Origin of the sequence: Vogesella alkaliphila (assembly GCF_014652475.1) — a bacterium.
In the GTDB taxonomy this organism is placed as follows: Bacteria; Pseudomonadota; Gammaproteobacteria; order Burkholderiales; family Chromobacteriaceae; genus Vogesella; species Vogesella alkaliphila.
In genome coordinates this window covers 100318-113485 of record NZ_BMYW01000007.1, presented here as the reverse complement: position 1 = coordinate 113485, position 13168 = coordinate 100318, and the positions used below count along the sequence as shown (strand labels likewise).

At 66.3% G+C, this 13168-nt stretch carries 10 protein-coding genes; all 10 read right to left on the bottom strand.

Translation table 11 applies throughout. The features are described from left to right. Positions 1-94: 94 nt before the first annotated feature. Complete coding sequence (locus IE100_RS11735) at positions 95-1237, bottom strand: ABC transporter ATP-binding protein (RefSeq protein ID WP_189374433.1); 1143 nt, start codon at positions 1235-1237, stop codon at positions 95-97. Next, positions 1234-2859, bottom strand: coding sequence for an alpha-amylase family glycosyl hydrolase (locus tag IE100_RS11730; RefSeq protein WP_189374431.1), 1626 nt, complete (start codon positions 2857-2859; stop codon positions 1234-1236). Before IE100_RS11730 ends, IE100_RS11735 begins: the two co-directional genes overlap by 4 nt. 193 nt (positions 2860-3052) lie before the next feature. After that, the gene (locus IE100_RS11725; protein ID WP_189374430.1) at positions 3053-3883 is read right to left on the bottom strand and encodes a carbohydrate ABC transporter permease; all 831 of its coding nucleotides are present in this window, start codon (positions 3881-3883) and stop codon (positions 3053-3055) included. Between the two features lies 1 nt (position 3884). After that, positions 3885-4826 carry a carbohydrate ABC transporter permease gene (locus IE100_RS11720; protein WP_189374428.1) on the bottom strand — a complete coding sequence of 314 codons (942 nt, stop codon included), beginning with the start codon at positions 4824-4826 and terminating at the stop codon, positions 3885-3887. Positions 4827-4970: 144 nt separating this feature from the next. Further along, the gene (locus tag IE100_RS11715) at positions 4971-6242 is read right to left on the bottom strand and encodes an ABC transporter substrate-binding protein (RefSeq protein WP_189374427.1); all 1272 of its coding nucleotides are present in this window, start codon (positions 6240-6242) and stop codon (positions 4971-4973) included. A gap of 154 nt (positions 6243-6396) precedes the next feature. After that, entirely contained in the window at positions 6397-9009 is a 2613-nt protein-coding gene (locus IE100_RS11710; protein ID WP_229800359.1) for a hybrid sensor histidine kinase/response regulator, read from the bottom strand. 4 nt (positions 9010-9013) lie between these two features. After that, complete coding sequence (locus IE100_RS11705; RefSeq protein ID WP_189374425.1) at positions 9014-9742, bottom strand: response regulator; 729 nt, start codon at positions 9740-9742, stop codon at positions 9014-9016. Between the two features lie 135 nt (positions 9743-9877). Further along, positions 9878-10705: an ABC transporter permease gene (locus tag IE100_RS11700; protein ID WP_189374423.1), complete on the bottom strand. Its 828-nt coding sequence runs from the start codon at positions 10703-10705 to the stop codon at positions 9878-9880. Positions 10706-10708: 3 nt separating this feature from the next. Then, entirely contained in the window at positions 10709-11971 is a 1263-nt protein-coding gene (locus tag IE100_RS11695) for an ABC transporter permease (protein ID WP_189374421.1), read from the bottom strand. 120 nt (positions 11972-12091) lie between these two features. Then, on the bottom strand, positions 12092-13132 hold the full coding sequence (locus tag IE100_RS11690; RefSeq protein WP_229800358.1) for an ABC transporter substrate-binding protein: 1041 nt from the start codon (positions 13130-13132) through the stop codon (positions 12092-12094). Positions 13133-13168: the final 36 nt, after the last annotated feature.

Here is a 13168-nt window from a genome sequence, read left to right as displayed (position 1 = left end):
ATTTAAATAACAAAATTAACGCGATATTAATATTTGAAATAAAGCAGGTAAAACAAAAGGCGCGACGCGCCTTTTGCCGTTTTCATGCCGCCAGTCAGGCCGCAGCGCCGACCGCCCGCGTCGCCGCCGGCAATGCGGCCAACCTTGGCAGCGCTTCGCCATCGGCGGCAAAGGCGTGCAGTTGCGCGGCGGGCAGCGCGAAGCGCAGCGTGTCGCCGATCGCCAGCGCCGACTGCATCACCTTCACCACCAGCGGTGCCGGTGACAGCGCGCAGTCGAGATAGGCGTAGCTGTGCTCGCCCAGGTGCTCCAGGTGGGTGACGCGGCCCAGATGCGGGCCTTCCCCGCACAGCACGTGCTCCGGGCGCACGCCCAGCGTCAGCGTGCTGCCGACGGCACAGCCGCCGCCGTTCACCGCCGCGTCCAGGACCTGGCCGCCGGCGCGGCACTGCACGCCGTCGCCGCTGGCGGCCAGCACCTCGGTGTCGAAGAAGTTCATCCCCGGCGAGCCGATGAAGCTGGCGACAAAACGGCTGCGCGGATGGTGATACAGCTCGAGCGGATGGCCGACCTGGGCGATGCTGGGCACGCCCTCCTGCCCGGCCAGCGGCTTGAGCAGCACGATCTTGTCGGCCAGCGTCATCGCCTCGGTCTGGTCGTGGGTGACGTAGATCATGCTGACATTGCCCAGCTCGCGGTGCAGGCGGGCGATCTCCACCCGCGTCTTGACCCGCAGCGAGGCGTCCAGGTTGGACAGCGGCTCGTCGAACAGGAACACCTTGGGCTGGCGCACTATGGCGCGGCCGATCGCCACCCGCTGCCGCTGGCCGCCGGACAGCGCGCCGGGCTTGCGGTCCAGCAGCGGCGTGAGGTGCAGCGACTCGGCGGCGACGCGCACGCGACGCCCGATCTCGGCCTCGCCCAGCTTCAGGTGGCGCAGACCGAAGGCCAGGTTGTCGAACACCGTCATGTGCGGATACAGCGCGTAGCTCTGGAACACCATGGCCACGTCGCGCCTGGCCGGCGGCAGATCGTTGACGCGCACGCCGTCGATGTGGATGTCGCCGCCGCTGGCGTCGTCCAGCCCGGCGATCAGGCGCAGCAGCGTGGACTTGCCGCAGCCGGAGGGGCCGATGAACACGCAGAACTCGCCGCGCTCGATGGTGAGGTCGATATCGGCGAGGATGGGGTTGTCGCCGAAGCGTTTCTGGATGTGCTGCAAGCGGATCTGGCTCATGCTGCGTACTCCTGTGGCAGGGAAACAAAGACGGCCGACATGGCCGGCAGCGGCTGGCCATCCTCGACCCGGTACGCGTCCGGATGACTGGCGGCCAGCACGCGGGCGCCGGCCGGCAACACCAGCTTGGCCGCAGCAGCGGACAGGTTGAAGGCGCAGCGCACGCGCGCCTGCGGCAGCACGCGGTCAAAACACAACAGCTGCGCGTCGGCCGGCTGCAATTGCAGCGTCCCGTGCCGCAGTGCCGGCTGCGTGGCGCGCCAGGCCAGCAGCCGGCGCCAGTAGCTCAGCGTGCTGTCCGTCTCCGCCTGTTGCCGCGCCACGGCCTGCGCGCGATGCGCGGGCGCCAGCGGCAGCCACGGCGCGGCGCTGCCAAAGCCGCCGTCGGAGCCGTCGTCCCACGCCATCGGCGTGCGGCAGCCGTCGCGGCCCTTGTACTCGGGCCACAGCACCTTGGCGTACGGGTCTTGCAGCTGCTCGTAGCTCACCTCGGCCTCGGGCCAGCCCAGCTCCTCGCCCTGGTACAGGCACACCGGCCCCGGCAAGGCCAGCAGCAGCGCGGCAAACACACGCGCGCGCGCCGCCTCGCTGCCACCCAGCGCCGCCCAGCGACTGACCACGCGGCTATTGTCGTGATTGGACAGCGCCCAGCACACGGTGGCGTCACCAGCCTCGCGCAGGTATTCGGCCAGCACCTCGTGCAGGTAGGCCGGATCGCAGCGCTCGGTCAGCAGGGTGAACACGTAGGCCATGTGCAGCCGCTCGCTGCCGGCGGTGTAGTCGCGCAGGGTCTTGTACTGCTCGTCGTCGCCGATTTCGCCCACGGTGATGGCGCCGAACTCGTCGCACAGCGCGCGCAGGCGGCGGATGAACGGCAGGTTTTCCGGCTGCGTCTTGTCGTACAGGTGGCGCTGGAAGGCGTACGGGTTGCTGCGCGGCACGCCGCCGGCGTAGCTGCCCGCCGGCTGCGGCGGGTTGTCGCGCAGCTGCGCGTCGTGGGTGTAGAAGTTGACGGTGTCGAGACGGAAACCGTCCACGCCCAGCTGCAGCCAGAAGCGCGCCACGTCCAGCACCGCGTCCTGCACCGCCGGCTGGTGGAAGTTGAGGTCGGGCTGGCTGGCGAGGAAGTTGTGCAGGTAGTACTGGCCGCGACGCGCATCCCACTGCCAGGCGCTGCCGCCGAAGATGCTGAGCCAGTTATTCGGCGGCGAGCCTTCCGCCTTGGCATCCGCCCACACGTACCAGTCGGCGCGCGCGTTGTCGCGGCTGGCGCGGCTTTCGGCAAACCACGGGTGCTGGTCGGAGGTGTGGCTCAGTACCAGGTCGATCAGCACCTTCAGGCCCAGCTCGTGGGCGCGGCCAACCAGCGCGCGGAAATCGTCCAGCGTGCCGAACATCGGGTCCACGTCGCAGTAGTCGGACACGTCGTAGCCGAAATCGGCCATCGGCGAGGTAAAGAACGGCGAAATCCAGATCGCCTCGGCACCCAGCTCGGCAATATGCGGCAGGCGGCGGGTAATCCCCGGCAAATCGCCAATACCGTCGCCATTGCTGTCCTGGAAACTGCGCGGGTAAATCTGGTAAATCACGGTGTTTTTCCACCAGTCTTTATTTGTCTGCATGTTTAATACCTCTTTTGCCACAGAAGACACAGAAACCACAGAAAAGACTTCACGGTTTATTTCATCCAAGCGACACCGGCATTTCAGCAACGCAGCCGGATTTGGCCTATCAAGCCACTGAATATCCAGCTGCCCGCCCATCATGGTTGCGTCGTTTTCCGTGTTTTCCGTGGATTCTGTGGCCAAAATGAAATCAACCCTTCACCGCACCGGCGGTGAGGCCGGACACGATATGGCGCTGGAAGATCAGCACCAGCACGATCAGCGGTACGGTCACGATCACCGAGGCGGCCATGATGTTGCCCCACGGCAGCTCATAGCTGCTGGCGCCGGAAATCAGCGCGATGGCCACCGGCACCGTGCGCTGCTCGCCGGACAGGGTGAAGGTGAGCGCGAACAGGAACTCGTTCCACGCCGCGATGAAGGCCAAGAGCGAGGTGGCCGCCACCGCCGGCCACAGCAGCGGCAGGAAGATGCGGAAGATCACGGTCAGCACCCCGGCGCCGTCCATCAGCGCCGCCTCTTCCAGCTCCTTCGGCAGTTCGCGCATGAAGGTCACCAGCACCCACACCGTGAACGGCAGGGTGAAGATCAGGTCGGACAGCACCAGCGCCCACAGGCTGTCGTACAGGCCCAGCCAGGTAATCAGCTCGAACAGGCCGGACAGGATGGCCACCTGCGGAAACATCGACACGCCGAGGATGGTCATCATCAGCAGGCCGCGTCCGCGGAACGTCACCCGCCCCAGCGCGTAGGCCGCCAGCAGCGACACGGTGAGCGACAGTGCCACCACGCCGCCGGCGACCAGCACCGAGTTGAGCAGGTTCTGGCCGAACGGTTGCTCGGCGAACACCGCCACATAGTTGGCCGCACTCCATGCCTGCGGCCAGAAATCGCTGGAGAACAAGGCATTGCCGCGCTTGAACGAGCTGGCGATGGCGTACACGAACGGAAACAGGGCAAACAGCAACACCAGCGGTAGCGCCAGCCAGTACAGCGCGTCGGTCCAGGTCAGTCTTTTCATTTCAGTGTCCTTCCATGCGGCGGCGCGCCAGCGCCATGTAACACAGCGTGATCAGCGCAATCAGCAGGAACAGCAGCGTCGCGGCCGCCGAGCCATAGCCGACCAGCTGGAAATCGATCATCTGCTCGCGCACGTAGACCGACATGCTCTTGGTGGTGCGGCTGTTGGAGGTCATCACGTAGATCAGGTCGAACACCCGCAGCGCGTCGAGGGTGCGGAAGATCATCGCCACCAGCACCGCCGGGGTGATCAGCGGCAGGGTGAGGTTGAGGAACACCGACCAGGTCGGCACGCCGTCCACCCGCGCCGCCTCGTAGCAGTCGGAGGGCACCATCTGCAGCGCGGCCAGGATCAGCAGCGCCATGAACGGCGTGGTCTTCCACACGTCGACCAGCACGATGGTGACAAAGGCGAGGTCCGGATCGGCGGTCCACGCCAGCGGCTCGCCGATGAGGCCGAGCGCCAGCAGCATGGCGTTGATGACGCCGAACTGGTCGTGCAGCATCCAGCTCCACATCTTGGCCGACACCACGGTGGGGATGGCCCACGGCACCAGCACCGCGGCGCGCAGCAGCGTCTTCAGCCGCGACGGGTGATTGAGCATCAGGGCGATACCGAGCCCGAGCACGGTTTCCATGCCCACCGACATCAGCGCGAACCACAGCGTGTTGCGCACCGCGCCCCACCACTCCGGATCGTTGAGCACGCCGCTATCGCCGATGTAGTTGGCCAGACCGACAAACTGGCGGCTGGACAAGTCCGCCAGCTGCGCATCGCTGAGGCTCATCCAGAAGGTACGCAGCAGCGGCAGGCCGGCAATCGCCAGCAACACCAGCAGGGACGGCGCCACCAGCAGCCAGGCCATGCGCTGGCGCGAGCGCTGCAGCGAAGAGACCGTCCGTGGCGGCAGGCACAACGGCGGGGCGAGGGTTTCACTCGACATGAGCGTGACTCCAGCAGGTCGCCACCCTGCGGCCAACGTTGGCGGGCAACCGCAAGGTTGGCCGCACGCCGGGGCACGGAGTGGACGACGGATTCAACAGGGGAAGGCGCCCCGGCGCTGCCGACGGCAGGCCGGGACGACGGCTTACTGCGCGCGGCCGAAACCGGCCGGTGCCAGCCGCTTCAGCGAGGCGTCCAGCCGGGCCAGTGCAGAGGCGGCATCGGACTTGCCGGACAGCACGTCGTGGGTGGCGTTCCAGAACTGGTTGCTGACCTGGTTGTAGCGGGTGCCGGTGATCGAGGACGGTCGTCCCACGGCGCTGGTGAAGGTGTTGTACAGCTCGCCGAAGAACGGGTTGGCTTGCAGCACCGCCGGATCGCGGTACAGGGCGCCGATGGTCGGGTTATAGGCGCCGTTGATGGCGCGCTGCTTCTGCACCTCGCTGCCGGTCAGGAACAGCACCAGCTCGGCGGCCAGTTGCGGGTTCCGGGTGTACTTCGACACCGCCAGCTGCCAGCCGCCGAGGGTGGCGGCATTGCGGCCGTCAGCCCCGCCCTTGGGCAAGGCCATCACGCCGACCTTGCCCCTGACCGCGCTGTCGTCCTTCTGGGTCAGCGCCCAGGCGTAAGGCCAGTTGCGCATGAAAACGGCATTGCCGGCCTGGAACACGCCGCGCGCCTCTTCCTCGCCGTAGTTCAGCACGGCCTTGGGCGTGATGGTGCCGACCCAGCCGGCGGCGGTCTGCAGTGCCTTCACCGCTTGCGGATTGTTGATGCTGGGCTTGCCGCTGGCATTGTCGATGATGGTGCCGCCCTTGTAGCTGACCAGCCACTCCAGCGCGTCGCAGCTCAGGCCCTCGTAGGCGCGGCCCTGCCACACATAGCCCCACATCCTGTCGTTGCCGGCGGCGCGCTCGCCGTCCTGGATCTTGCGCGCGCTGGCGGTCAGCGCTTCCCAGGTTTTGGGTAGCGGCTGCTTGTATTTCTCCAGCAGGTCCTTGCGGTAGTACAGCAGGCCGGCGTCGGTAAACCACGGCATCGCCACCAGGCGGCCGGCCACGGTGTTGTTGCTGACGATGCCGGCGAAGTGCTGCTTCTCGGCCCCCCGGGCCAGCGGCTTCAGATCGACAAGGTGATTGGCGAGGATGCCGGGCCAGACCACGTCGATCTGGAAGATGTCGATCTTGTCCGAGCCGCTGCCCAGGATCTGCTGGTACAGCGCCAGCCGTTCGTTGGAGTCGTTGGGAGTGGCCACCACCTGCACATCGTGGCCGGTCTTCTTGCTCCATTGCGCCACCGCCTGCTTGCACAGCTCCAGCTCCTGGCCGACGGCACCACAGGAAATCTTCAGGCTGGCGGCCTGTGCCGAGGCGGCAACACCCAGCAAGACGGCAACACTGATCAGGCTACGTTTCATCACTTTGTCTCTCCTCGTTAGCGTGGCAACAGCGTGGCCCGGCGCTCTCTGTATCGTGGCTCACGTTGTATTGCTGCCATCTAAACGCGGCGAAGTTAATGACGGATTTCAGGCGCGGCCCGCGGCCGTTAACAATTGCAACAAGCCCGGCGGTTCAGCGCCCGGCGGCCGGCAGTTGCTGCAGCAGCCGGGCAAGGTCTGCCAGGCTGTACGGCTTGGCGAGAAAGACCGCCTGCCCGGGCCAGTCCCGGCGGCTGGCGTGGTGCTCCGGCGGCAGGCCGGAGGCGAGCACCACCGGCAGTTGCGGCCAACCTTGCTGCAGACGGCGATACAGGTGCACGCCGTCGCCACCGTCGCCGAGCATGATGTCCGACAGCACCATGTCCGCCACGCCGCCGGCCTGCAGCCACTGCAGCGCCGCCTCCGCCCCGGCGACCGCGCTGACCTCGGCGCCCAGCTGCTGCAGCAGCGCCAGCGCGGTGTCGCGCACGTCGGCATCGTCCTCCACCAGCAGCACGCGCAGGCCGCGCGGCACCGGGGGGAGCGGTGCCGGATCGGCGCCCGGCCCGGCCTGCGCGGCGCAGGCCGGCAGCCAGATGCGGATGGTGGTGCCCTGCCCCTGCCGGCTGCTGATTTCCAGCTCGCCGCCGCTCTGACGCACGAAGCCGTAGACGATGGACAAGCCCAGACCGCTGCCCTTGCCATGCTCCTTGGTGGTAAAGAACGGCTCCAGCACGTGCGGCAGCACCTCCGGCGGGATGCCGGGGCCGTTGTCGTTCACGCTGAGGCAGATGGCGTCGCCCGCCGGCAAGGGGTGACCGTGCGAACAACGCTCGGCCCGCAGTTGCAGCCGGCCGCGATCGCCCATCGCTTGCGACGCATTCAGGGCCAGATTGAGGATGGCGTTCTCCAGCTGGCCGCGATCGACACACACCGTCAGCCCCGGTCCGGCCTCGATCCCGACCTGGATGCCCTCGCTGACGCTGTATTCGATCAGGTCCAGCATCTCGTGCAGCATGTCGCTGCAATCGACCAGCTCGTTGCTCAGCGGCTGGCGGCGGGCAAAGGCCAGCAGTCGTCGCGTCAGGGCCGCGGCCTTGTTGGCGGCGGCGTGGGCGCGCTCCAGCCGGTGACGGGCCTCCGGCGGCAGGTCGTCGCGCTTTTCCAGCAGCTCCAGATTGCCGAGGATGGCCAGCAGGATGTTGTTGAAGTCGTGCGCCACGCCGCCGGTCAGCTGGCCCAGCACCTCCATTTTCTGCATCTGCCGCACCTGGTTTTCCGCGGCGCGACGGGCGGAAACATCGCGGCACACGGCCACCCAGCCTCCCTCCGGCATCGCGCGGCTGAAAAACTCCAGCACCCGGCCATCGGGCAGGTGCAATTCGGCATTGCTGGCAATGCGTTCGCGACCGTCGCCGATATAGGTGACGGCGTCGTTGCCCAGCACCTGCCAGCGCGTGCCCGGCGCCATGCTGCCGCGCAGCGTCGCCAGCGGCATGCCCACCGACAGCTGCCCCTCGCTGATGCCCAGCATGGCCGGGAAGCGCGGGTTCCACACCATCAGGCCGCCCTGGGCGTCGTAGACCGACAAGCCGTCGTTCATGCTGAGGAACACCGTCTGCAGCAGCCGCTGCTGTGCCTCCATGCCCTGTGCCAGGCGCTGCTTTTCCCGCAGCACGTCGCGGAACACCTGGAAGGCACGCGCCAGCTCGCCGATCTCGTCGCGGCGCTCGGTGGCCGGCGTCGCCTGGTGCAGGTCCCCGGCGGCCAGCTTGCTCATCACCGAGGCGATGGACTGGATCTGCCCGGCCACCCGTCGCACATAGCCGGCAGCCAGCAAGGCAATGACGACCCCCACCGCCGCCAGCAGCATCAGGCCGCTGATACCGGAACGGATGGTGGCCTGCACCTGTGCGCTGCGCTGATCGGCCCGGGCGCGCAAGGCCTTGACGTAATGCGCGCTGCGCAGGCTGAGGTGTTCGGCATTGCCGCGATACAGCTGCAGCAGCGCCGCCATGCGGTCGTTGGTCTCGACGATGCGCCGGCGCTGCTCGAAGATGTTCTGCGGCGAGGCCAGCATCACCTCCAGCTCGATCGCCAGCCACGGCGGCAAGGCCTGCAGCTCGCCGCGCCGCTGCATCGCCAGCATCAGCGCCTCGGCATCGGCCTCCAGCACCCCCAGCCGGGCGCGGTCGCGCGCCAGCGGCACCGCCAGCAGTGTCTGCCACAGGGGCAGCAGCGTCGGCGCCTGCTGCGCACGGGCAGGGGCGCGGCTGGCCAGCTGCGTCCCCAGCCAGTCCAGCCGCTGCAGGTAGGTGTCGAGAACGTCCTGATGCCGGCGCTTGTCGCTGGACAGCAGCAGCAACTGCTGCAGATCCCGCTCGGCGCCCTCCAGCATGGTGCTGACCGCCAGCTCGGCGTCGGCCTGCGCCGGCAGCGTGCGTGACAGGCGGCGGATGTCGCTCATCAGGAATTGCAGGCGGCGAATATCGTTCCCCAGCGAACCGGGGGCGTAGGTATCGGCCAGGTTCGGCGCCACGGCCGCCACCTGCGACACCTTTTCGGCCAGCTCCAGCACCTGGGCCAGCTCCGGCATCACCTCTTCGCGAAAGCCCGTCAGCGTGCGCAGGGTGACGCGCATGCCGTCGACCCCGACCACGGTCAGCAGCAGCATCAGCACGAACAGCACCACGAACGCCGCCTGCAGCCGGATACGGATCTGCTGCGCCGGTGGCCACAGGCCAAGGTTGGCCGCAAACGGCATCATCGCCTCAGCTGCGGCTGACGCCGGCCTTGAACAGGTAACCGGCACCGCGTTCGGTACAGATCAGCTGCGGGCAGCGCGGATTGGGCTCGATCTTGCGGCGCAGGCGCAGGATCAGCACATCGATGGTACGGTCGAACACCTCGGTATCCAGACCACGGGTGTGTTCCAGCAACTGTTCGCGGCTCCAGACGCGACCGGGGTGACGCACCAGCGTCGCCAGCAGCGCAAACTCCCCCTGCGTCAGCGCACAGCCCTGCCCGTCCGGCTGCTGCAGGGTGCGCCCGGTCAGGTCCAGCGTCCAGCCGGCAAAGTGGTAGCACTCGTGCGCCTCGTCCTGCCTGGGCAAGGCAGGGCGCGACAGCTCGGTGGTGCGGCGCAGTGCGGCCCGGATGCGGGCCAGGAACTCCCGTCCGGAAAACGGCTTGGTCAGATAGTCGTCCGCCGCCATTTCCAGCCCGAGCACGCGGTCGGTTTCGTCGCCCTTGCCGCTCATCATGATGATGGGAATGGCCGACTTCTGCCGCCACTCGCGCGCCAGTTGCAGGCCGTCCTCGCCACGCAGCCGCAAATCCAGCACCAAGAGCGCATACGCCCGCTCGGCCAGCGCCGCGCGCATGGCCTTGCCGTCAGCGACCCCGTCCACCACGTAGCCGACTTCCTGCAGCAGGCTGGCCAGCCACTCGCGGACGTCCTCTTCGTCATCGACGACCAGAATGCGGTATACGTGCTCCATCTGTGTTGCCTCCTGTTTTGCTCTTCTTTATCAGAAATCGCCGTGCCGCGTGTTTCAATTATTACAGGCGGCACAGCGCAGCAAAAAAAACGCCCGTACCGGCAGGTACGGGCGTGGCTGCAACAGCATCCCGGATCAGTGTTCGACCGCGGTACGCATCTTCTCGGCGCGGCCGCGCAGCCATTCCAGCGTCAGCAGCAGCGCGATGGAGAACAGGATCAGCACCGTGGCCGCGGCGGCGATCGCCGGGCTGATGTTTTCCTTGATGCCGCCGAACATCTGCCGTGGCAGCGTCGACTGCTCCGGACCGGCCAGGAACAGGGTGACCACCACCTCGTCGAACGAGGTGGCGAAGGCGAACAGGCCGCCGGAGATCACGCCCGGCGCGATCAGCGGGAACACCACACGGCGGTAGGTGGTCAGCGGGTTGGCGCCGAGGTTGGCGCTGGCCTTGATCAGGTTGACGTTGAAGTTGCCCAGCGTCGCCGACACGGTGATCACCACGAAGGGCACGCCCAGCGCGGTGTGTACCAGGATCAGGCCGAGGTAGCTGTTGGTCAGCCCCAGCGGCGCGAAGAACAGGTAGGAACCGACGCCGACGATCACCACCGGCACCACCATCGGCGAGATCAGGATGCTCATCAGCAGCGACTTGCCGGGGAAGTTGCTGGAACTCAGCCCGACCGCGGCCAGCGAGCCGAGCGCCATCGCCAGCAGCGTCGCCGCCGGCGCCACGATGAAGCTGTTCTTCAGCGAGTTCAGCCACACCTCGTTGCCGAAGAATTCCTGGTACCAGCGCAGCGAGAAGTTCTCGATCGGGTACAGCAGGAAGGTGTTGTCCGAGAACGACAACGGAATGATCACCAGCAGCGGCGACACCAGGAAGATCAGGACCGACACGCACAGGATGCGGAAGGTCCAGAACCAGATGCGCTCGATCGGGGAAGCGTAGTTTGGCAGCATGATTTACCCCAGACTCAGTTTGTTAGCACCCACCAGCTTGCTGTACACCGCGTACAGCGTCATGGTGGCGACCAGCAGCAGCGAGCCCAGTGCCGCGGCCATGCCCCAGTTGATGGTGACGTTGGTGTAGAACGCGACGTAGTAGCTGACCATCTGCTCTTGCGGGCCGCCCAGCAGGGCCGGGGTGATGTAGTAGCCCATGCACATGATGAACACCAGCAGGGCGCCGGCCGCGACACCGGCCACCGTCTGCGGGAAGTAGATCTTCCAGAACGCGGCGAACGGGTGGTCGCCCAGCGAGATGGCGGCGCGCATATAGGTCGGCGGAATGCTCTTCATCACGCTGTAGGCCGGCAGGATCACGAACGGCAGCAGGATGTGCACCATGGCGATGTAGACGCCGGTGCGGTTGAACGCCAGCTGCAGCGGCTCGCCGATGATGCCCAGCCCCATCAGCGCCGAGTTGATCAGGCCCTCCTGTTGCAAGAGCACGATCCACGACGCCACGCGCACCAGCACCGAGGTCCAGAACGGCAGTAGCACCAGGATCATCAGCAGGTTGCTCTTGCGCGCCGGCAGGTTGGCCAGCCAGTAGGCAATCGGGTAGCCCAGCAACACGCTGATCAGCGTGATCCACATGCTCATCCACAGCGTGCGGCCGAAGATGCTGAGGAAGGCGCGCTCTTCTTCCGGCGCCAGCTCCGGCATGCCGGCCTTGGTTTCGCGCAGGTCCAGCGAGCTGTACAGGTAGTACGGCGTCCACGACTTGGCGTTCTTGGCGATCACGTGCCAGTGGTCGGGGTCGCCCCAGCGTTCGTCCATCGCGATGAACTGGTCGCGCACCGATTCGCCGGCGGCCACTTCCAGCGGCATCTTGCGGGCGGTACGCTGGATCAGCGAGCGGAAGCCGCTGATGTCCATGTTCAGGCGCTTGGAGATTTCGGGAACGGTCTTCTGTTCCTTGGCGACGGTCAGGTCGCGTGCCATCGCGGCAAACACCGCTTCCGACGGCAGGCCGCGCCGATCCCAGCCGGCGATTTCGGCCGAGGTCTGCGGCAGATAGGTAATGACTTCCGGGTTGTCCACGCTGCGCTTGAGCAGCATGGCAATCGGCACCAGGAAGGTCAGCAACAGGAACAGCGCCAGTGGCGCAACCAGCGCGATAGCCTTCAGCTGCTTGTTGCGACGTTCGCGGGCCAGCTTGACTTTCAGGGATTCGCCGTCGGCGGCAGTCAGTGGCGCATTCATGGTCATGGTCTCGGACATGGGCAAACACTTGATGAGTGCAGCCCGGTCGGGACCGGGCCGCATGGCAGCAGACAACGGCAGCCGTCCCCCGTTGCGGCCAGGGTTGGCCGCAACGGTGTCAGGCTGCCAGGACAGCGATTAGCGTGCAGCCCAAGCGTTGAAACGCTCTTCCAGCTCTTCGCCATTCTCGACCCAGAAGTTCACGTCCAGGGCCAGGGCGTTCTTCAGGTTGGCCGGCCAGGTCGGCAGGTTGGATGCCGACTTCGGATCCACCTTCTGGATCGCCTTCATGTTGGTCGGACCGTAGGCGATCTTGCTGGAGTAGATGGCCTGGTATTGCGGCAGGCTGGCGTGCTTGATGAAGTCCAGTGCCTCTTTAGCCTTCGGCGAACCCTTCGGAATCGCCCACGAATCGACGTCGTACACGCTGCCGGTCCACACCACTTTCAGGTTCTTGCCTTCCTTCTGCGCGGTATCGATACGGCCGTTGTAGGCCGAGCTCATCACCACGTCACCGGAGGCCAGGAACTGCGGCGGCTGCGCGCCGGCTTCCCACCACTGGATGTTCGGCTTCAGCTGGTCCAGTTTCTTGAAGGCGCGGTCCACGCCGGCCTTGGTCGACAGCACCTTGTACACGTCGGCCGGCTTCACGCCGTCAGCCTGGATCGCGAACTCTAGGGTGTACTTGGCGCCCTTGCGCAGGCCGCGCTTGCCCGGGAATTTCTTCACGTCCCAGAAATCGGCCCAGCTCTTCGGTGCCACTTTCAGCTTGTCGGCGTTGTAGGCCATCGCGGTGGACCATACGAACATGCCGACGCCGCACTCGGTGACCGCCGGTTTCACGAAGTCGGCCTTGTTGCCCACTTTCGCCCAGTTGATCTTCTCGAACATGCCCTCTTCACAGCCACGCAGCAGTTCCGGCGACTCGACTTCCACCAGATCCCAGCTGACTTTCTTGGTGTCGACCATGGCCTTGATCTTGGCCATTTCGCCGTTGTAGTCACCGGCGGTGATCTTGTGGCCGGTGGCCTTTTCGAAGGTCTGGTAGTAGGCCGCAACCTGGGCGTCCTTGTTGGCGCCACCGAACGAAATCACGGTCAGGTCCTTGGCCATTGCCGGGGCGGCCAGCGCCATGGCAACCGACAACACAGCAACGCGTGGCAGGTATTTCTTGGTCATTGTCATTCTCCTCTGGGGGTATTGCTCATTTGCATT

Coding starts and splice junctions, on each gene's coding strand:
- IE100_RS11735 (WP_189374433.1), bottom strand. CDS start 1,237: ATGAGCCAGATCCGCTTGCAGCACATCCAGAAACGCTTCGGCGACAAC.
- IE100_RS11730 (WP_189374431.1), bottom strand. CDS start 2,859: ATGCAGACAAATAAAGACTGGTGGAAAAACACCGTGATTTACCAGATT.
- IE100_RS11725 (WP_189374430.1), bottom strand. CDS start 3,883: ATGAAAAGACTGACCTGGACCGACGCGCTGTACTGGCTGGCGCTACCG.
- IE100_RS11720 (WP_189374428.1), bottom strand. CDS start 4,826: ATGTCGAGTGAAACCCTCGCCCCGCCGTTGTGCCTGCCGCCACGGACG.
- IE100_RS11715 (WP_189374427.1), bottom strand. CDS start 6,242: ATGAAACGTAGCCTGATCAGTGTTGCCGTCTTGCTGGGTGTTGCCGCC.
- IE100_RS11710 (WP_229800359.1), bottom strand. CDS start 9,009: ATGATGCCGTTTGCGGCCAACCTTGGCCTGTGGCCACCGGCGCAGCAG.
- IE100_RS11705 (WP_189374425.1), bottom strand. CDS start 9,742: ATGGAGCACGTATACCGCATTCTGGTCGTCGATGACGAAGAGGACGTC.
- IE100_RS11700 (WP_189374423.1), bottom strand. CDS start 10,705: ATGCTGCCAAACTACGCTTCCCCGATCGAGCGCATCTGGTTCTGGACC.
- IE100_RS11695 (WP_189374421.1), bottom strand. CDS start 11,971: ATGTCCGAGACCATGACCATGAATGCGCCACTGACTGCCGCCGACGGC.
- IE100_RS11690 (WP_229800358.1), bottom strand. CDS start 13,132: ATGACCAAGAAATACCTGCCACGCGTTGCTGTGTTGTCGGTTGCCATG.